Source organism: Paenibacillus sp. FW126-R14, assembly GCF_058789495.1.
Genome location: NZ_JBYTBS010000049.1, coordinates 33108 through 54052, shown reverse-complemented (window position 1 = coordinate 54052; position 20945 = coordinate 33108). Strand labels below are relative to the sequence as shown.

The window sequence follows — 20945 nt, the reverse complement described above, 5'->3', positions numbered from 1 at the left end:
TTAAGTTTCTTTCGTTCTTTCGTTCGACCGCCGAAGCGACAAGGAGTAATATAGCAAATCCAGAAAAAGAATGCAAGGATTTTTTTAATATAATTAAAAATTAAAAGAAGCACGTATTCATATACGCACTTCTAATGAATTTAATCCTTATGAATTTTGACACTCAACACCAAGCCCATACAAAGCATATTAGTCATCAAGGAGCTGCCTCCGTAACTAATAAAAGGAAGTGCTATCCCTGTAAGGGGCATTAAACCCGTATGCATGGCAATATTTTCGAAAATCTGCAAAGTAAACATGGAGATTACACCAATGATCACATAAGAACCTGCCAGATCTTTGGATGCAATAGCAATATGGATCATTCGATATATGAGGAAAAAATATAAAAAGAGCAGCAAGGACGATCCTGCAAAACCAAACTCTTCACCAATTACAACATAGATGGAATCTGCATAATCATAAGGTATATAACCGCCTTGAATCATAGTTCCATGCAGATAACCCTCGCCCATCAATTGTCCGGAGCTTACTGCCTTTATTGAATTAAGAACATGATAGCTTTGGTCCGGATCGCTGGCGGGGTTGAGGAAAGTTTGAATCCTGTGCAGTTGATGGGGTTTGACGATTTTATTGAACAATGGCACATCGTAAAAATAAAGAGCTGTGACACTGCCAATTACCCCGACAATCGCACTTACCCCAACGATAGCGTGTTTTATAGGAATTTTGCCGATCCACATCATCCCGATTAAAATACATACAAATACAATGGAAGTACCCAGATCCGGCTGTTCCAGCACCATTAAAAAAGGAACGCCTACAATAGCTATCATCGGCAAGATATCACGAACCGGGCGCAAGTACTCGCCCTTCTTATCACCTAGCATTTTGGCAAGGAGCAATATAACGAATATTTTGACAAGCTCTGACGGTTGAAATTGAATAAAATGAAGGTCAATCCAACGTGTGGAGCCATTGATCGTCATCCCCTTGAATTTGACAAAGATGAGCATGAGTATACCGCTGACATATAAGTAAATGGATAAGTGCCGAATAATGACATTGTAATCAAAAAGCGCTACGCCAATCATAACGATAAAAAACACGAGAAACATAACCAGATTGTTAATGTGAATGCCCGCGTATTTGGTGTTGTTGGTAGCACTATAAATGGCCATCGTGCTAATAACCATGAAACATAGCAGGATAACGAGCGTTGTGACATCGATTTTCTTGCCTCTAAATAGGATCTCTCGTAACACGTCTATGCCTCTCTCTCATTGTTCTCTCTCCATCATAGATGAATTTATAGGCATGTTACAAATTATAAGTTCATGTGAATGAAAAAAGCTGCGTAAACTTCACGCAGCTTTTTGTTTTTAACCTTGGCTTCCAATAAACACATACCGGGCAATAACCAGAACAGCAAGCACCCACATTAACCAATGAATCGGATAACGCGTCGAGCTTTTACCGCTTAAATTAGAAGCAGCCGCCAGCACAACGTACGTTACGATACCAAAGGAAATCCCGTTCGCAATATTATAAGTGAAAGGCATCAATACGATTGTAAGGAACGCCGGGATGGCCACAACGAAGTCTTGAAAATCAATCTCACGGATGGACTGTACCATCAGTACGCCAACCACGATCAAAGCAGCCGCTGTAGCGGAGCCTGGAATCAACATAGCAATAGGAGCTAAGAACAAGGCAAGCAAGAAACATACGCCTGTCGTCACCGACGTCAGACCTGTACGTCCGCCCTCTGCTACACCCGCTGCGCTTTCGACGAAAGCTGTCACGGTACTCGTTCCAACTAACGCACCGCCACTAACACCGACAGCGTCTACGAACATCGCTTTGCCTACGCGTTTATTGCCTTCTTCTTTGTTCTTCATAATCCCTGCACGGTTAGCCGTTCCAACCATTGTACCGAAGGTATCGAATAGCTCAACAAACGTAAACGTAGCAATGACAGATACAATTCCCGTGGTCATAATGCCTGCAAAGTCAAAATCAGCAAAACGAAGCTTGGACAAATCCGGAACCCAAGTTGTATCTGCACTAGTCAGCGTGCTCAAGTTAACCAGACCCATAAAGTAACCGATCACCGTTGTAGCCAAGATTCCGAGCAGAATTGCGCCACGAATGCGAAGCACCATAAAAATGGAAATCAGCAAGATCCCGATGATCGTTAAAATAACGCCTTTGTCATGCAAGGAGCCCAAATGGAAGATCGTTTCAAATGAAAGAACCTCCGTATACTGATGAGCTTTCAGATCTTTGCCGCTTTCGACAGCAACGCTTAGGATGCCGCTATTTTTGAACCCGATCATGGCGATAAATAACCCAATACCTACCGTAATGGCATGTTTCAAACTGTCCGGTACGGCCACAAGCAGCATTTGACGAACTTTCGTAACGGTTAATATGATAAAAATGATCCCCGAGATAAAGACTGCGGTTAGAGCCATTGAAAATGTAAATTTACCTTGCGATGTCAAAATAATCGTTGCAAAATAAGCATTCAAGCCCATTCCCGGCGCAAGAGCAACAGGAAAGTTAACGAATAACCCCATTGCAATTGTCATGACACCCGCAGCAATCGCTGTAGCCAAGAAAATCGAAGTCCAGTCACCGCCGGTAGCTCCCGATTTAAAAGCACTCAGCACGTCCGGGTTGACCGCAAGAATGTAAGCCATGGTCATGAATGTCGTGATCCCCGCCATGATTTCCGTTCTTACGGTCGTGCCGTTTTGTTTCAATTTGAAAAAGCGATCCATTTTTCCTACTCCTCCTAAACGAATGGTGGGGAACAGCAAAAAACCCGGAATCATGTTGCCTGATTCCGGGTACGAAAAAGGAGCTTCCATATGAGGCCTGCCCCTTCGATGCGTAACGCAAAGAGACGTCGTAACTCACACAGATACCGTTCCTTTTTTTCGTAGCCAGATCATTTACGGTGATCTCGTAGAAACTCTCGGGCCAATCCCCAAGATTATACGAAAAACTGTTATCCATTTCACATTTTATTGCGAAACTAACCCTTTGTCAATAAAAAAGACGAACATTACCGGGTTAATTTTTCCCTTAATGTTCGTCTTTTCTATTTATCTATTCCCACTCAATCGTAGCAGGCGGTTTGGACGTAATGTCGTACACAATACGGTTTACATTCTCCACTTCGTTCACGATACGAACGGAGATTTTCTCCAGCACATCCCACGGAATACGCGCCCAGTCGGCGGTCATGCCGTCGATGGACGTAACCGCGCGGATGCCTACGGTGTAGGAGTATGTTCTGGCATCTCCCATAACCCCAACGCTTTTCATGCCCGGAAGAGCCGTGAAATACTGCCAGATCTCGCGATCCAGGCCAGCTTTGGCGATTTCATCGCGCAGGATGGCGTCGGATTCACGAACAATTTTCAGCTTATCCTCGGTTACCTCGCCTAGTACGCGAATAGCCAGACCAGGACCTGGGAACGGTTGTCTCCAAACGATCGCTGCAGGCAGACCGCACTCTTCGCCCACTTTGCGCACTTCGTCTTTAAACAAAGTTTTGAGCGGCTCGATCAGTTTGAACTTCATATCTTCCGGCAGGCCGCCTACGTTATGATGTGATTTAATGGTATGCGCTGTAGCCGTGCCGCTTTCTACGATATCCGTGTAGAGCGTGCCTTGTGCCAGGAATGTAAAGTCGTCGAACTTGCCGGATTCCTCTTCGAACACGCGGATAAATTCGTTACCGATAATTTTACGTTTTTGCTCCGGATCGTCAACGCCGGCCAATTTGCCGAGGAAACGCTCACTCGCATCAATTTTGACAACTTGCATGTCGAATTTGCCGACAAACGTATCCATTACGCTTTCAGCCTCGCCTTGACGCAGCAAGCCATGATCAATGAACATACAAGTCAATTGCGAGCCAATCGCTTTGTGCAGCAGGATCGCAACAACGGATGAATCCACGCCGCCGCTAAGCGCGCAAAGCACTTTTTTGTCGCCGACTTCTTCGCGAAGTTCTTTCACCATATCCTCAACAAAGGAGGACATCGTCCAATCCCCTTCACAGCCGCAAACGCCGTAGATGAAGTTATGGATCATTTCGTTCCCTTGAAGCGAATGGCGAACTTCCGGGTGGAACTGCACCGCATGAATGTTGCGGTCGCGGTTGCTCATCGCGGCAATTTCCAGGGAATCTGTGCTTGCTTCGATCACGAAGCCTTCCGGCAGAACGGAAACGTGGTCGCCATGGCTCATCCAGACCGTTTGTTTCGCCTCCAAACCTTTCACAAGCGGGCTTTCATTCGTAAACGAAAGATCGGCTTTGCCGTATTCACGCGTATGCGCGCGTTCAACTTTCCCGTTCAATTGGTGGGCAATCAGCTGCATGCCGTAGCAAATTCCCAAGATCGGAATCCCCAGATCAAAAATTTCCGGATCGACAGCTGGAGCTCCTTCCCCGTACACGCTTGACGGACCGCCTGAGAACACAATACCTTTCGGCTGAAGCTCACGAATTTTTTCGACGGTTGTGTTAAACGGCAGCAATTCGCTGTACACGCCCAAATCACGGATTCGTCTGGCAATCAGCTGGTTGTATTGGCCTCCAAAATCTAAAACGACGATCATTTCACTCGGTTTACTCATTATCCGACCTCCTAATTTCATAGCGATAAGGTTATGGGGATCCCCTTGTCCACTTACCGCTATTTATAGGTACTAATTTTAAACATTAGGTACCTAGGATGTAAAGGGGTTTAATGTGTCTTTTGAATGGCTTTCCATGTTGCCAATATCTCCCGCTTCGTGTATGAGGCAGAGATAGCGCTGTCATAGCGGATGCTTTCATAGATTAAAGCGAACCTCAGCAGCGCTTGTTGCTGCCCTGAATGCTTGAGGTTTAGCGCTGAAAAGTAGTCCCGGACGGTTTGATCCTTAGGCTTGGCGCCGTACTTGCGAAATAACTGCATCCACAAACGATCCATAAAAGGAATTAGAGGATGCGGATTGTTGAGCCCGTTTTTGTAAAAGGGATGGAGCGCCGCGCTAACCAAGAAACCTTTTCGCTGAAGAAGAAGGAAAGCCATAGCCAGTAAAAGGATGCTTCCTATTAGCGCCATGAGGAGGTTCCGGTTCGATTTTGCATAATCAAGCACCGTATTTTTCGCTGCAAGCAGCCACTCGCCCGGATTCGCCGTAAAATTCCCCGGCATCGGAATGTTCATGAGCGAAGCTGTCATGGCAGATTGCTCCATAGCCGCTGTCGTCAGAGTCTCTCTTGGATGATCGGAAGAAATACCGGAGAATCCCGGCGTAGGCTCAAACGGCACCCAACCCATCGAGGGGAAATAAACTTCCACCCAGGAGTGCGCATCCTGATTGCGTACCAGCACCTCTTGAAGCGAATCCGCGCCATCCCCGGAAGAAGATTGCAGTGCTCCTGGAGCAAAGCCTTTAACCCAACGCGCAGGCACGCCGACAGAACGCAGCATAACAACCATCGATGTCGAAAAATGATCGCAATAGCCCGCCTTATCCACGAACAAAAAGTGGCTGACAAAATCCTCGCTCCGACTCGGAGGCGTAGGCTTCTCAAGGCTGTACGTATAGGTATGGCTCAAATATTGTTCGATCGCAACGGCTTTGGCATAGGGCGTCGCCCGATTCGCCGTCACTTGTTCGGCAATGCTGCGAACGGACCGCGGGAATGCCTCCGGCAGCTGCAAATAGTCCCTTGCAATCTCAGCAGGGTAACTGCCTGTATCCGAGTTCAGCAAGGCGGGATCTTCCTTGACGGGCTGCACGGTTATTTTGTAATACGAAAGCGGATCCGAGATATCAGGCAGAACCACTTTGCCGCTGAACGGAGAAGCAAGCAGAATATTTGACGTTAGCGGCTTCCCGCTTTCGGTCAGAAGCGAGTCTACCTCTGCCAGGTTGCCTCCCACGAACAACTGCTTATTCGGCTCCTTGCCGCTCCACAGAACTTCCTGCGTGACAAGCCGGTTTGCAATAGTTGAAACAGGCGATTCATAAGACTCGAGCTCTTGATTCGTTTGGGTCCAACCTTTGCCGTTGTAAAAGTTTTTGGATTCCCCGCGCCAGTAAGTAAGCTCGGACGTTCTGGCTGTGAAAACCGGCGTCGTGTCCACTTGGAGCGGACCGCCCAGGGAGGTGTCATTTTGGCCGTAACCCGATTTGGCTGCAGCTCCTCCTGGATATTTCTCCTCACTGTAAAGCTCAAACAGGCGATCGGACACATAAGCCCAGCTTACCGGCTTCATCAGCGGTTCCGGCTCTGCCTGCCTGGCCGAATACCACGCTGTACCAGCCAGCGCCCCCACAACGACCACACTAACAGCCAGCCATTTAAAAGCGCTGCCTGGCCGCGTCGAAGCAACGCCGTAGGTTTGTTCGATTCTCGAAAGATTGAGCAGCGACAGCAGCAGCAGCCCATATCCTATTGTGCGCATGATGCCTTGAACGGTATCCGCACCAAAAACCAATTGCAAAACAACCAGATAAATCAGTGTAGCAGCGACGAACCACAAGCTGTGCTGTCTTTGCAGCATAAGAGTTTGAATGACGGAAATGAGCAGCGCCCAGCCCAGCAAAAACAGCAAGGTCCTGAGCTCGCCGCTGATGAGGTCGAAATGGCCCTGCATCAAATGAGCGGCGTCCTGAGCCATGATCCTCAGCAAATCAATCCCCCAAGCTCCGGTTGCGAAAGTATCGCGGTTAAACATGAAACCAACGAAAAGCAGGATCAACACGCCTTTGGCGGTCCACCCCCATCCGTAGGGAACTTTGAAGCAATCTATGGCGATGCAAAGCGCAAAAACAACAAGAATCGGTCCGGTTTCAATCGACATATCTGCCATCCAAGCCAATGGACTGAGCCACTCCGATAACAGCAGGAAAAGCAAGAGCGAGGTCAGCATGTCTCGGAAAAAGGGTTGGCGGACCTCAGGCGATGTCTGCACACCGGCAATCGCGCCGGCGCGGAAGACAGGACCTGACGGGATAGCGCCCGAAGAGCGTACAGCCTCACCTGTGGTACGAGGCGATTTGGACGATTGAAAAAACATGCGCGAATCGCGCCGTGGTTCAAGCGGTTGCATCCGCGACACCTCCTTGCTTCGGCCATTGGCGAACGGGGTGCGGCACTTCCGTGAAGGAGCAGCCTGCGGCCTGCAGCTGCGAAGCCATCTCTCGCTCAGCGACCGAGAGCGAAGGCTTGGCGTGCACGTAAATCACGTGCACGGAGCGGCGCCTGGCGCGCGCGTCGAACACTGCGCGCACCAGCGCCGCATCCAACGTCGATGTGATGCTCACCATCGACGCCCCCGGCGGCAAGGCCCCGGCCTCTTTCCTGACGAGGTCAGGAAAGGCCATGGCGGGCTTGCCGCCCACGCTCGCGAGCACCTCGTACGCGAGCGTCAGATCCGGGCGAATCGTCGGCGCGATTCGCCTGCCGTTCGAGCTGCTGGCGAAGCCGCAGCTCTCGCGCCCGCCGGCGGCGGCTTCGAAGAAGCCGGCCGCGAGGGCGACGCCCTTCTCCAGAAGCGGCTGAGCCGCTTCTGCCGCGCCGGCCGCCGGCGCCGCATCGAGCAGCAGCATCCGCATCGCGGAGGCGGCCTGCTCGGGGTCTTTGGTCATCAGCCGGTTCAGCCGGGCTGTGGATTTCCAATGAATGCGGTGATACGGATCACCGCTGGCGTAGTCGCGGACACCGCTGATGAGCGGTGTCTCGGCTTTGGGGCCCCGGGCGGTCGAGACCTCGCCATCGTCCGCTTGAAATGTCATGCCGGAGCGGCCGAGCGTATCCGGCTTCGGGTAGACGAGGCAGCGATGAAGATCGTCTCGCCTCGCTCTGCGGACGGCAAAGCCGAACAAGTCTCCGCTGACCGCTTCACATCCCGCGAACCGGTAGACGCCGCGCATAAGCCCCGTTATTTTATAATGAAATAACATTGTGGATTGAAACCATGGAAAAAGCAGCTTGCTGTAAATCAGCTGCGCACCGCTTCCTTCATGCACCCACGTTTCTTTAATCACCATCCAAGGCAGCGGGATCTGGGCGCGGTGCCTGATATCCAGCGTAATTTTCATCTCTTCGCCGGAAACAAAAACCTCTCCCGACAACTGCCGGTTGATCGACAGTCCTTTGAACGCAAAGACATAAAATACACCGGCCTGTATCCAGATCAAGGTTAAGCAGATGCCTAAATACCAGGCGGCGAAACCGCCTTGCCGGTAGGCCAGCAGAACCGACAGCACACAACCCGCAAAGAGCAGCGACGTTTTACCCCAGCTTTTCATGAGCGCGCCTCCTACTTCGACGAAACATAGCGAAGCACTGGCGTTTGCAAAGAAGCGGATACTTCTGCCAAAATCAGTTCCGCCGACTTGCCCGTCATCCGGGCTTCGGAAGTCAGAATAAGCCGGTGCGTCCACACCGGAAGCACCAAATCCTTAATATCGTCAGGCACGACGAAGCTTCTGCCCTTCATGTAGGCGGATGTTTGCGCAGCACGCATCAACGCGTGGGTTGCCCGCGGACTAACGCCGAGGTACAAATCGGCATGTTCCCTTGTTGCTAACGCAAGGCGGACAATGAAATCTTTTAACGTATTATCAACATGAATCATTGCAGCTTCTCTTTGTAATTGCACAAACTCATCCTGCACAATAACGGGCTTCACCTGATCGACCGGATGGCGGTCCTGGAGTCGGTCCAGCATCAGAATCTCTTGATCCGGCGTCGGATAACCAAGCGACAGCTTCATCATGAACCGGTCCATTTGCGCTTCAGGAAGCGCGTACGTTCCCTCGTAATCAACCGGGTTCTGAGTTGCGAGCAGGACAAAAGGCTTGGGCAGCTCATATCCCACTCCGTCCACCGTGACCCGCTTCTCTTCCATGGCCTCCAGGAAAGCAGACTGTGTTTTGGGCGAGGTGCGGTTGCATTCATCCGCCAACACGACCGGCGTCATTAAAGGCCCGGGGCGAAATTCGAATTCACCGGTCTTCGCATTAAAAACAGACACCCCCGTCACATCCGACGGCAGCAAATCAGGCGTGCATTGAATTCTCTTAAACTCGCAACCAATCGTTTTGGCCAAAGCGCGCACAAGCATCGTTTTGCCTACGCCCGGCACATCTTCCAGTAACACATGACCGCCGCTTAACATGGCGATAAACGCCTGCTCAATCGTCTGTCTTTTGCCGACAATGACTTTCTCCACGTTCAGGATCATCCGTTCCACGAGAGGCTGCGGCTGATCGAATATTCGCGTCTTCGACTGCATAGTCAAGAAGCCTCCTTATATAAGGGTATGCTTCTAGTTTTTCCAGTCTTCTACTCTTTTAGACATTAGCCTGCCATGGCAAATAGAGAGTTTTTCAGACTATTATTATTGTCTCTGAGCATATAAAAGTGCCGGAATGTCATAGATACCTCTCGCCTGCCGGGCTCCATAACCGTCTCTATAATTTGCCCGCCTAAGGATTCCACCGTTTTGCGCAGCGGAACGATAATCGATCCTCCCAGCAATTCCATATCCGCTAAGTAGTAGTCTGCTACGCTATTGCCCAATACATAGGCACGGATCGTTCTTGCAGGCAGATCATATTCCAAATCATATACGCCATAATGGGCATTAGCCGTCTTCGTTTTCTCCTGCCAATGCACCTTTCCGCCGATCTGCTCAATCAACGACCGCAGGGGAAGCTCAATCCGATTCGACCGCAGCTGATATTCCGCAGGCCCCAGCGTAAAGCTGCTCCCTTCCAACAAGCGGATCTGCAGCGGTACCGCCGACTGCGCAGCGAGCGATTTCACCTCTTCGTCCGCAGAAGCTGCCTTTTTGACAAGCTGCTCGTCAGTGCTCTTAAGCTCATCCTTTGTCTTCTGCGGCTCCGAATGCCCGTGCGCTAGAGCGTATTGCTGCGTTTCCTTCAATAACTGTTGAAAATGAGCCGCACTCATACTTCTCGACCATTTGGGTTTACCCACGCGAAACTGTTCGGGTTTCACCTCTGTTGTCAGAGGCGCGAAAGCGTAACCGAGATTTTTGTAATAGGCGATTACTTTAGGCAGCACCTCCACCGTCGACTCATGCCCCGTGCCATCATGGAACAGGACCGTTAATTCATGCTCGAGCGGCGATGCCTTCACAGTCTGCCATATCTCGCTTGCAGGAACATGAAGTCTCTTCGAATCCCCGCTGTCCACATTCCAATCCACGACGGTATAACCCGCTTGATCCATTAAATAGTAGTAATAGGCGTCAAAATTGGTATAAGTTCCTCCGGGAGCGCGCACCAGTTGCGGGCGGACATCCGCGATATCGGCGAATACATCCTCGCTGCTCTGAATTTGATCCCAAAACGTTTGAAAATCGCTGTAAAGCTCGTTATATACGTGATTATAGGAATGATTGCCTAAGGTATGTCCTTCTTTCACAATCCGCTTTACCAAATCAGGGTGTTCTTTGGCTTGTTCGCCCAGTGCGAAAAACGTCGCTTTCACGCCTTCTTCTTTTAAAATATCTAAAACCTTCCCGGTCAGCTTGCTGGGGCCGTCATCAAAGGTTAAATAAACCGTGGGCTGCTCCGGCTTTACATAGGTTTTTTCCGTTTGCAGGCGTTTGCCGTTTTTGAGCTTTTGATAGATGTCTTGACCGTCTTTGGCGGAGTTTCCTTCGTCCTCCGAGGCCTTTACGGGAACAGCAGAGAGAAACAGTGAAACTAGTAATAGAATGACCATGGTGAGTTGAATTCCTTTTCGGCTACTGGTTGCATGGTGAACTTGAAAGCGCATGCGATGATCCCTCCGCTTGTTCTATCATTTTGGTAACTGATAGAGTATATGGGAGAAAAGCCGGGAGTATGTCTCTTGTGTAGCAACAAATATTATAAGAGCGGTTCAATTAGCGACTGCCGATTTGCAAAGGGAACTACAGTCCTCTATTCAGGCAAAATCGGCCGCTTTTACCGATTAAGCGGAACTACAGGGTCTTATATGTTCGAGAGTGGCAGCAATTTCCACAGAAAATAGAAGATAGCGGATCAGAGTTCCGTTTCATGTACCAAACCCTATTTTCGAAGAAAATAGCGGACCCATAGGTCTCTCCACCTCTACACTACCAAACAAAAAGCCGCCGAGATCATATCCCGGCAGCCTCTTCTATTCCAACGCCACAACCGCATCCAACACCGATTGCACATGATTCTTAATCCGCACCTTGCTCCATTCCTTCACAATGTACCCTTCCTCATCAATGAGGAAAGTCGAGCGCACAATGCCCATGTACTCACGGCCATACAGCTTCTTCAGCGCCCATACACCGTATTGCTCAGCCACCTGGTGGTCCGTGTCAGAAAGCAGCAGGAACGGCAGCTCATACTTGGTGATGAATTTATGATGAGCGTTCAGCTCATCAGGGCTGATGCCGATGACTTCCACTCCGAGCTCGGCGAACTTCCCATTATAATCGCGGAAATCGCAGGATTGCTGTGTGCAGGTCGGCGTATTATCTTGCGGGTAAAAGTATATGACGACCTTCTTCCCTTTGTAATCGTGCAGGGATACGCTGCTTCCATTGGATGCAGGCAGTGTAAAATCGGGAGCAAGACGCTTAATTGTTTCCGGCTCTTTTTTCTTAGCCATTTTCTGAACTCTCCTCTATCCATTCCTTCTTTTCTCCCTCCATTATGCGGTATTTGAAGCATCACATCAAACCGGCATGTCCAAAACTAGCATAAGGTAAGAAAAATATGGTAGTTTTAAGAGGAAGCTATAAACTTTAAAAGGAGTGAAGAAACGTCATGCTTCCTATCAAACGTATGTCACTGCTCTCCGTCTTGGGATTAACACTAGCCGTCCCTACTCTTTCTGTCTCTGCCGCAACGGTGAATGATAGCGCGCTTGTGACTCGCGGTCAATTTGTGAAACAAATTGCCGATGAGCTGAAACTGGCACCTCTGAACAATCAAGCTGCTCTGCCTTCGGATGTAAGCGCCGATTCTCTTTATGCAAATACGGCACGAATCATGCTTGAACGCCACATTCTGCAAGGCTACTCCGACGGATCCTTTCGTTTGGATCAACCCGTCAGCCCCGCTGAAGCTGCGCTAATTCTGGGCAGATTCCTCGGCATGGCCGACAGCAAGGCACTCGCCGAACTGCAGAGTGATTTCGGTGTTGATCTGGGCCAAGCTTCCGGCATTTCCCGTGATGCTGCAGGGGCCGCCATCAAAAAAGCATTAGCCAACGACCCCTCGGTGTCCTCCTGGTTAGGTGCAGACCCGGCTTCGCCGACGGATTTGAAAACGTTCCGCGGTCACATGGAAATGGACATGCATATTCTTTTTAAACACAATGCAGGATATCCGCTGGATAACGTTCAAACAACCGTCAAATCGGACATCAGTTTTAATAAAGATCAAGGCATTCATCAATCCATCACGACCACGGCGCCAGGCTCGGATATGGTATCGAGGACGATCCAAATGGAACAATATATGGTCAGCCAAGGTACTTTCATGACGATGCCGAATGCGGCGAACGATGGCTTCGAATGGTATGACTTGTCCAAGCAGGTCCCCTTTACCTTCGAACAGCTAATGGAGCTGCAGAAGAAAAGCATGGACATTAACAAAGCCTTGGTAACGCCTTATTTCTTCTATAAAGATCTCGGTACGGTCGAGAAAGACGGGAAGCAGCTGCGCAAAGTTTCGGTTCGAGGCAAATTGACCAATACTGCCGATATCGTCAAAACTTTGAGCGGACTTGGCGGCGGTCAAGATGCTTTCAAAGATGTGCTTAACTCCCCAGCCATCGCAGGAATGAGCGTTTCCTTATCAGCCGTACTCACGGTCGATGAGCAAACTAAGCTCCCTGTCAGCATGGATGGCGATTATAGCATCGGCTATGGCGAAGATCCGAATATTCCGATTGACCATATGGATATGACCATGTCCATGACTTACCAGGATGTGAATCAGCCGGTAAATATTCAATTGCCGGAAGAAGCCAAGAAAGCAAAGCCGCTTCCTGTCCCTGCTCAGTAACAGCTATGCAAAGAACCTCGATCTCCGCTTTCCGTGGAATTGAGGTTCTTTTTTGAACCGTCGAAACCGCCCATTCGCGCGCGCCGCTTTTTTCCATTACAATGAATGTTAGAAATTTGTCGCAAGCGGGTGATTCCTAATGTTTAAAATATTGCTGATCGAAGACGATGCCACGCTCTTCACAGAAGTTAGGGACCGGCTCGCCCAGTGGTCCTATGATGTCCATGGCATAACGGATTTTGGCCGGGTGATCGAGACGTTCGCCGCCTTCAAGCCGGACCTCGTGATTATCGATATCCAGCTTCCGAAATTTGACGGCTTCCATTGGTGCCGCATGATACGGACCCACTCCAATGTGCCCATTGTCTTCCTGTCCTCGCGCGATCATCCGACCGACATGGTCATGTCGATGCAGCTTGGCGCCGACGATTTTATCCAGAAGCCTTTCCATTTCGATGTGCTTGTCGCCAAAATTCAGGCCATCCTCCGGCGTGTCTATAATTACAATACGGAACCGCTCAAGCTGAAAACCTGGTGCGGCGCTACCATTGATTACGAGAAAAGCACGGTGGCGAACAAGGCGGGAACGATTGAATTAACGAAGAATGAAATGTTCATTCTCAAACTGCTCATCGAACGCAAAAACACGATCGTAAGCCGGGAAATCCTCATTAACAGCTTATGGGACGATCAGCGGTTTGTCAGCGACAACACGTTAACCGTCAATGTCAACCGGCTGCGGAAAAGGCTGGACGAGCTGGGGCTCGGCACATTGATCGAAACGAAGGTCGGTCAAGGCTATATGGCCACGGAAGAGGCTCATTTCCATGATTAGACGCTACCTTGCCGAACGAAGAAGCTGGCTGCTTTTCTTTTTATCCGTACAGGCTCTGTTTCTGCTTATCGCCTTCTTGGATCATGCCGTTCCCTTTGCGTCCATTCTATATATGGTCTTTCTATCGACGACGCTATTTCTAATATTTCTCGTTTTTCGCTACAACAAGGAAACACGCTTCTATAAACAGCTGGAAGAACGGGACAACAACTTGGACCTTTCCAGCATAGACGGGGCCGGCAGTCCCTTCGAGTGTATCGTAGAGAACAGTATGACGAATCTGGCCGCGCAGCTTGGCAGGTCGGCTTCCCGGCATCAGGTTGCGCTGGAGCAGGAAAAGGACGATCTGCTGGCATGGATTCATGAAGTTAAGACACCGCTCACCGCTATGCGTTTGATGATGGACCGTATGGCGGATGAGACGATGAAAACCGCATTAACCTACGAGTGGCTGCGAATACACCTGCTCTTGGACAGGCAGCTTCACCAGAAGAGGCTCCCGTTCATGGAGAATGACCTGTATATCGAGCAGGTAGATTTGGAATCATTGACCTATACGGAAATTAAGCTGCTAAAAACATGGTGCATTCAAAAAGGTATTGGCTTCGATGTCGATTTCCAAGTGACGGAAGTTTTGAGCGACGCCAAGTGGCTCGCCTTCATTCTGCGGCAGCTCGTGACGAACGCTGTGAAGTACAGCGATCCCGGCGCTGCGGATATCCTCATTCGAAGCCGCTCCTGCGAGGAGCGAACCGTCCTTGAGGTCATCGATCACGGCCGCGGGATCGAGCCGCAAGATCTGCCGCGCATCTTTGACCGCGGCTTTACTTCCACAGCCTGGCATCAGGATAGCGCAGCTACGGGGATGGGCCTCTATCTGGCGAGGAAAGCCGCCGAGGCGATGCTCATTCATCTGGCCGTGAAATCGGAGTCCGGCGTGGGCTCGACGTTCACCCTCACCTTCCCTCTGCCGAATGAGGCCGTGCGGATCACGGGCATGTGACAACATTGTCACATGCCTTTCTTCTTTGTTCGCCCGATCGCAGGAAAAACGGGGCGGCGCTTTTTATAATAAAGCTAACGAATAAAGGAGTGTGTGTCATGACCATTTTGGAAGCAGCCAAAATCCATAAAAGCTACGGCAACAAATTCAACAAGCAAGAGGTGCTGAAAGGTCTCGATATCCGGATTGAAAAAGGGGAATTCGTCAGCATCATGGGGGCATCCGGCTCGGGAAAAACGACTTTGCTGAATGTGCTTTCTTCGATTGACAAGGTCAGCCAAGGCTCGATTCAGATCGAGGGCAAGGAGATTACAGCCTTGAAGGAGAAAGAGCTGGCCGATTTCCGCAAGCGGCATTTGGGGTTTATTTTTCAGGACTACAATCTGCTCGATACGTTGACAGTAAAAGAAAACATTCTCCTTCCGCTTTCCATTACCAAAACTTCGAAGGTGGAAGCCGAGCATAAATTCCGAACTGTCGCCACTGAACTTGGGATTTATGAAATCAAGGACAAATATCCGAATGAAATTTCAGGCGGACAAAAACAGCGAACCTCCGCGGCCAGAGCGTTTGTTCATGAGCCGGGCATTATTTTCGCGGACGAACCGACAGGAGCGCTCGATTCCAAATCCGCATCGGATTTGCTGCATAAGTTGAGCGGCATGAATCAGGGGCGGAAAGCGACCATCGTCATGGTTACGCACGATTCGGTCGCTGCGAGCTATGGGAGCCGTGTCATTTTCATCAAAGACGGACAAATCTACACGCAGCTTTATAAAGGGCAGGAATCCAGGCAAGCTTTCTTTCAGGACATCATGAAAACACAAGCAGTTCTAGGCGGTGTGCAGAATGAGTATTAACCAACTGATCGTTCAAAATTTAAAAGCGAATATCAAACATTACTATTTATATGTGTTTGCCTTAATGTTCAGCGTCGCGCTTTATTTCGCCTTCGTCACCTTGCAGTTCGATCCTGCCTTGGACCAGACCAAAGGCTCGATTAAAGGGGCAGCCGCCCTCAAAGCCGCCTCTGTTCTGCTGATCGGGATTGTCGCCATCTTTAACCTGTATGCCAATAACATCTTTGTGAAAAGGCGCAGCAAGGAAATCGGTCTTTTGCAGTTGATCGGCATGACGAAAACGGACATTTTCCGTATCCTGAGTACAGAGAACTTCATCCTGTATTTCGGTTCATTGCTGGCGGGGAGCTTTATCGGGTTCTCCGTATCCAAGCTGATTCTGATGATTTTATTCCATATTACAGGTGTCGACGCCATCGCAACGCTGCATTTTTCCACGCAAGCCCTTGTTCAGACTCTTGTCGTGTTCGGGGCCGTCTACTTGTTTATCATGCTGGTCAATTACGCTTTTATTAAAAGGCAAACGATTCTGTCGCTTTTCCGCGTCTCCACATCCACCGAAATCAAAGTAAAACGAATGTCTCTTACAGAGGCCATCCTCGGAATCATCGGAATCTGCCTCGTCCTGCTCGGTTACTATGTCTCATCGAAGCTGTTCAGCGGCGATTTCACAACGATGGTCGAGCTGTTCACAGCCATGATCTTTATTCTGGCTTCCGTTATCATCGGCTCATATCTGTTCTACAGAGGCTCCGTTCGGCTGCTGCTTAACGTCATCCGCAAGAAGAAAAACGGTTATTTGAACGTACGTGAAGTGCTCTCGCTCTCTTCCATCATGTTTCGCATGAAATCCAACGCCCTGCTGCTGACGGTCATTACAACCGTGTCCGCGCTGGCCATCGCGCTGCTGTCGCTCAGCTATATCTCTTACTACTCCGCTGAAAAAACAGCGAAAAATGACGTGCCGGCCCATTTCTCCATCACACAGAAGGAAGATGCCGACAAGTTTAAAGCTGCGCTGGATGCCCGTCACATTCTTCACAAAGATACGACGATTGAGGTGATACAGGCGAAAGCTAACTTGAAGGGCATCCTTGCGACCAACATGAGCGGGCTTATGACCGATCCTGGCAGCATGACGCTTTCTGTGATCAGCGACAAACATACGTCCTCCTACGATATGACGCCTGAACAAACGCTGTTTACGGGCACCAACGATCTGCTGAGTAATTTTATGAATTTTAAAGATTCGGGGCGAATCGAGTTAGGCGGACAAGGAATCACTATCCCTTTAACCTATATAGGCTCTAAAAAACAATCCGTTATCTCTTGGTACTTCACAAGCGGCGGCCTGCCGACAGCAATTGTTGACGATGCTGTTTTCCAACGGTTGAAGCAGGATCTGATCCCTTCGCTGCAGAAACAATCCTCCACCTATTTGGGAATCGATATTGTGAATGAAGCGGAGCTGAAAACAGCCAATCAGATTTTCGGAGAGCTGGGCTTTGACCATAACGAACGTTATGATTCCCGGTTGGACAGGACCCTCGGCCAGAAAAACAGAATGGGTCTCATTATGTTCATCGTCGGGTTCCTCGGACTTACCTTCCTGATTACATCGGGCTGTATCCTGTACTTCAAACAGATGGACGAGAGCGAGGACGAGAAACCGACCTATACGATTTTGCGAAAACTCGGGTATTCGCAAGAAGATTTGCTAACAGGCATACGCCGCAAGCAGCTCTTTAACTTCGGCATTCCGCTGGTCGTGGGACTTTTCCACAGCTACTTTGCCGTCCAGTCAGGCTGGTTCATGTTCGGAGCGGAGCTGTGGACGCCGATGATGATTGTCATGGCGCTGTATACCGCCTTGTATTCCGTCTTCGGATTCCTGTCCGTCCAACATTATAAGAAAGTCATTCGCAGAGCGCTTTAATTTGGATAGACGGCTTTTTTGCAGCATAGGGAATTAGAGAACAGCCGCTACATGTCTGAGTTTATCGGGGTTCAACACAATATACACGGCCGCAACCCGGCTATTTTCAATCTGAAATGTTATCACATTGCTCGGCTGCCCTTCCTGATAACATACAATGCCCAATTGTCCATTCACCGTCATTAAGGCGTAGCTGAAACCAACTGGAACTTTGGCGAGCAGGCCGGATAAGAACAACGCAATGCGTTCCGCACCCTCAATAGGGCGCACGGCTGCTCTGATCTTGCCTCCACCGTCTGAGTAGAGGACAGCATCCGTTTTGACGATACGCAGCAATTGCTCGATATTGCCGGAAACTAAAGCATGCACGAATTGTTCAACGACAGCGTTGGCGCCATCATTTCCCGGCTGCCGGTGCGGCAAAGCCCCTTCAGAAGCGCCGCCCTGCCCGGCGGAGGTGCTGATCGCGCTTTTGGCCCGGCGGAAAATCTGACGACAGTTCGTGCTGCTTTTGCCGACAATCTCAGCGATTTCCTCGTATTCGTATTGCAGCACTTCCCTCAATATGAAAACCGCGCGCTCTACCCAGGAGAGCTGCTGAAGCAGCAGCAAATATGCGGTAGATAAGGACTCTTTTTGCGAATAAAACCGTTCCGGCGCATCGTCCCGGCCCTCCGTCGTCATCAGTGGCTCCGGCAGCCATGGGCCTACATACACTTCGCGGGTTTTGCTCGCGGAACGCAGTTTGTCGATGCAGCGATTGGTCACGATTTTGCATAAATACGCTTTAGCATGATGAATGCCTTGCGGATTCTTCTCATTCATATAGAGAAATGCCTCTTGTACGACATCCTCCGCATCCATGACGCTCCCCAGCATCCGATAAGCCAATGAGAACAACAGCGGTTTATATGCGGTATACATCCGCTCAGCATCCCCGGTTATTTCCATCGTGTTCCCCTCCTATTCATTTCCATCTTACGCCATACGGCCGTTCTTTAAAATAGCAGCTGCCGCTCGTCTGGCGCTAGCCGCTGAAGCATCGGCGAGCATTTCGCCATGTGTAACCCAATCTCCGGCCACATAGAGGCCGGGCACGCCTTCAACAGCCGGCCCCGTGAAACGTACCGTTCGACCGATGTGCAGCGTGTCGTGAACAACGGTGATATTGGGCAGGAACTGCCGGGCCACCACTTCTTGTTCCCATCCCGGATGGAGGGTATTCATCACGTCGGTCAGCAGGCGCTCATCAGCCTTGGGATCGCTCTCCCCAGGGCCGTTGTACTTCACCAAATGCACAACCCGCGTCCCATCGTCGCTTAACCGGGCATTCACGGTATGGTGGGAGAAAAAGATCGGTTGATCAAGGCCAATGACAAAGTCCAAGCCGCGTTCAGGCAGCTTTCTCAACCCGAGGTCCAGGCATGCGGCCATAGCCGGACGAGCCTGATCCTTCCATTGTTGCAGCAGGGTGCGGTCAGCCGTATCACCGACGAGCTTATACGTTTCAGAAGGGGAAGCCGTGCTGATGACATTCGATGTTCTGACCTCTTCTCCGCCCGCAAGCCTAATCTTCTGTACCTTGCCATTCTCCTGCACGATTTCCTTCACATCTTTGCCGTTCACGATTTGCACGCCTGCTTGAATCGCTTTGTCTTTCAGCTGATCTACAATCACTTGCCATCCTCCGTGCAGGTAGAGAACGCCTTTTAAAGAACGCTTCACCTGTGCCAATACTACACCTGCAAGCTGATAGTCAGGATCCTGCGCATAAGTGGCTGTCCTGCACAGCGAGTAAAAGATATGACGGACCATCGGGTCGGGTATTTCCGCCTCGGCCCATGCTCTCAAGCTCATGTCCGGAATGCGGTTTGCGTCCATTTGGGCAAGCTTCACTACAAGCTGTATGAGCTGGATTTTGCCGGACCATGTAAGCAGCTTCGAGGTGAGCATGCTGCCCAAGTTCGCTGGCATGGGAACGATTCGGTTGTTCCACATGGCATTCATCTTAGAGGACGGGTTGCCCCCATCCAGCCGAATGCCGAAATCTGTCAAAATCGCATGCGCCTGACCCGCACGGTATAACGCGTGCCCGCCTAGATTAAAGAAGGCGCCATTTTTCTTATTCGTCATCGCCCTGCCGCCCAAGCGCCCCGACTTTTCAAAAACAACGACGGATTGCCCGCCTTTCGCTAAATCAATCGCCGCGATTAGTCCCGCCAAGCCTCCGCCTATGACAGCTGTATCGTATTGGCTTACCTCAGATTTCTTCAATTCCATCATCCTGCATCACCCTCCGTTTTCTCATTTCGATATATAAGGCGAATGAGGTGATGGTTCTGTGACAAAGTTAAGCATGTTTTTCAGCGTTAAGGCAGACCCGCATAACAAAAAACCTCCGACTCAAAGAGTCGAAGGCCAAGGCCAAGCAAGATTACGATCCCGCGCCGCGGTACCGCTTCACGCCAATATTCCAAACCGTAATGCCAATAAAGCTGAAAACAATGCCCATGACCGGTGTCAGCAGCGCAAACCACTTCCAGTTCGCCGGATCGATGAAATACGCAGCGGGATAAAAGCCGACGAACGCGAACGGCAAAATCCACGTCAAAATGCTGCGCAGCAGCTTGTTGTAGATCGTCGCCGGATAACGTCCATAGTTCTGGATGTTCCAGATCAGCGGCAGAATGCCCGTCGGAGCATCGGAGAAAAAAGCAAGCGACGTCAGCGAGATATACACGCCCGCATAAATCAGAATCGATCCCACAACCATCACGATAAACATCAGCGGATCCGTCCAGTGGAACGGAAGATCCAGCTGCACCCAGGAGTAAATCATGACAATCAGTCCCGCCAGCGCGCTGAAGAGAGACGCGGGATCCAGATTTTCAATCATCAGCTGCCATAAGTTATAAGCCGGCCGGGTCAGGATACGGTCCATTTCCCCTTTAACAATATATCGTTCACTGAAGCCCCACAGATTAAAAAAAGTGATGAATATGCCATACGGGATCATAAAATAACCGTAAATGAACAAAATTTGTTCTTGATTCCAGCCGCCCATCGATTGTGTTTGCATAAAGACAACGAGAATGAAGAATAAGTTAAGCCCATTGAACATCAGATCGGAAAGCACTTCAATCCAGAAGTCGGATCGGTAGGTGAGACGGGTTTTCATGTAGTTTTTCAAATAATCGACAACTAGGGAGACATAGAACATCTTGT

At 50.0% G+C, this 20945-nt stretch carries 16 protein-coding genes and 1 riboswitch; of the genes, 5 read left to right on the top strand and 11 right to left on the bottom strand.

Annotated features, from left to right (window positions below; genetic code table 11):
• Positions 1–140: 140 nt before the first annotated feature.
• The 8 genes from rodA to bcp form a co-directional block, all read right to left on the bottom strand.
• Positions 141–1265, bottom strand: coding sequence for a rod shape-determining protein RodA (rodA, locus tag AC3WRW_RS25050; RefSeq protein ID WP_492548965.1), 1125 nt, complete (start codon positions 1263–1265; stop codon positions 141–143).
• 117 nt (positions 1266–1382) lie between these two features.
• Positions 1383–2786, bottom strand: coding sequence for an NCS2 family permease (locus AC3WRW_RS25045; protein ID WP_492548964.1), 1404 nt, complete (start codon positions 2784–2786; stop codon positions 1383–1385).
• A gap of 142 nt (positions 2787–2928) precedes the next feature.
• Positions 2929–3029, bottom strand: a riboswitch (purine riboswitch).
• An 88-nt stretch (positions 3030–3117) separates the two neighbouring features.
• Positions 3118–4656, bottom strand: a complete 1539-nt coding sequence (guaA, locus tag AC3WRW_RS25040) for a glutamine-hydrolyzing GMP synthase (protein WP_492548963.1) — start codon at positions 4654–4656, stop codon at positions 3118–3120.
• Between the two features lie 110 nt (positions 4657–4766).
• The gene (locus tag AC3WRW_RS25035) at positions 4767–7130 is read right to left on the bottom strand and encodes a transglutaminase-like domain-containing protein (RefSeq protein WP_492548962.1); all 2364 of its coding nucleotides are present in this window, start codon (positions 7128–7130) and stop codon (positions 4767–4769) included.
• Entirely contained in the window at positions 7117–8331 is a 1215-nt protein-coding gene (locus AC3WRW_RS25030; protein ID WP_492548961.1) for a DUF58 domain-containing protein, read from the bottom strand. The genes AC3WRW_RS25035 and AC3WRW_RS25030 overlap by 14 nt, the downstream gene beginning before the upstream one ends.
• 11 nt (positions 8332–8342) lie before the next feature.
• Complete coding sequence (locus AC3WRW_RS25025) at positions 8343–9320, bottom strand: AAA family ATPase (protein ID WP_492548960.1); 978 nt, start codon at positions 9318–9320, stop codon at positions 8343–8345.
• 65 nt (positions 9321–9385) lie between these two features.
• Positions 9386–10834: a polysaccharide deacetylase family protein gene (locus AC3WRW_RS25020; RefSeq protein WP_492548959.1), complete on the bottom strand. Its 1449-nt coding sequence runs from the start codon at positions 10832–10834 to the stop codon at positions 9386–9388.
• A gap of 366 nt (positions 10835–11200) precedes the next feature.
• The gene (gene bcp, locus AC3WRW_RS25015; protein ID WP_171685645.1) at positions 11201–11683 is read right to left on the bottom strand and encodes a thioredoxin-dependent thiol peroxidase; all 483 of its coding nucleotides are present in this window, start codon (positions 11681–11683) and stop codon (positions 11201–11203) included.
• A 158-nt stretch (positions 11684–11841) separates the two neighbouring features.
• Between bcp and AC3WRW_RS25010 the strand changes: the two genes are divergently transcribed.
• The 5 genes from AC3WRW_RS25010 (at position 11842) to AC3WRW_RS24990 (ending at position 17720) form a co-directional block, all read left to right on the top strand.
• Positions 11842–13086 carry a DUF6612 family protein gene (locus tag AC3WRW_RS25010; protein WP_492548958.1) on the top strand — a complete coding sequence of 415 codons (1245 nt, stop codon included), beginning with the start codon at positions 11842–11844 and terminating at the stop codon, positions 13084–13086.
• A gap of 139 nt (positions 13087–13225) precedes the next feature.
• Positions 13226–13921 (top strand): response regulator transcription factor, encoded by a 696-nt coding sequence (locus AC3WRW_RS25005; RefSeq protein WP_492548957.1) that lies wholly within the window; start codon positions 13226–13228, stop codon positions 13919–13921.
• A complete protein-coding gene (locus AC3WRW_RS25000) occupies positions 13914–14924 on the top strand; it encodes a sensor histidine kinase (protein ID WP_492548956.1) in 1011 nt (336 codons plus the stop codon). The genes AC3WRW_RS25005 and AC3WRW_RS25000 overlap by 8 nt, the downstream gene beginning before the upstream one ends.
• Positions 14925–15022: 98 nt before the next feature.
• Positions 15023–15784: an ABC transporter ATP-binding protein gene (locus tag AC3WRW_RS24995; protein ID WP_492548955.1), complete on the top strand. Its 762-nt coding sequence runs from the start codon at positions 15023–15025 to the stop codon at positions 15782–15784.
• Positions 15774–17720 (top strand): FtsX-like permease family protein, encoded by a 1947-nt coding sequence (locus AC3WRW_RS24990; RefSeq protein ID WP_492548954.1) that lies wholly within the window; start codon positions 15774–15776, stop codon positions 17718–17720. Before AC3WRW_RS24995 ends, AC3WRW_RS24990 begins: the two co-directional genes overlap by 11 nt.
• 33 nt (positions 17721–17753) lie before the next feature.
• Here the strand turns inward: AC3WRW_RS24990 and AC3WRW_RS24985 are convergent, their stop codons facing one another.
• From AC3WRW_RS24985 to AC3WRW_RS24975, 3 genes are all read right to left on the bottom strand, one after another.
• Entirely contained in the window at positions 17754–18671 is a 918-nt protein-coding gene (locus tag AC3WRW_RS24985; protein ID WP_492548953.1) for an RNA polymerase sigma-70 factor, read from the bottom strand.
• A gap of 27 nt (positions 18672–18698) precedes the next feature.
• Positions 18699–20003, bottom strand: a complete 1305-nt coding sequence (locus tag AC3WRW_RS24980) for a phytoene desaturase family protein (RefSeq protein WP_492548952.1) — start codon at positions 20001–20003, stop codon at positions 18699–18701.
• A gap of 151 nt (positions 20004–20154) precedes the next feature.
• Positions 20155–20940, bottom strand: coding sequence for an ABC transporter permease (locus tag AC3WRW_RS24975; protein ID WP_492548951.1), 786 nt, complete (start codon positions 20938–20940; stop codon positions 20155–20157).
• Between the last annotated feature and the right edge of the window lie 5 nt (positions 20941–20945).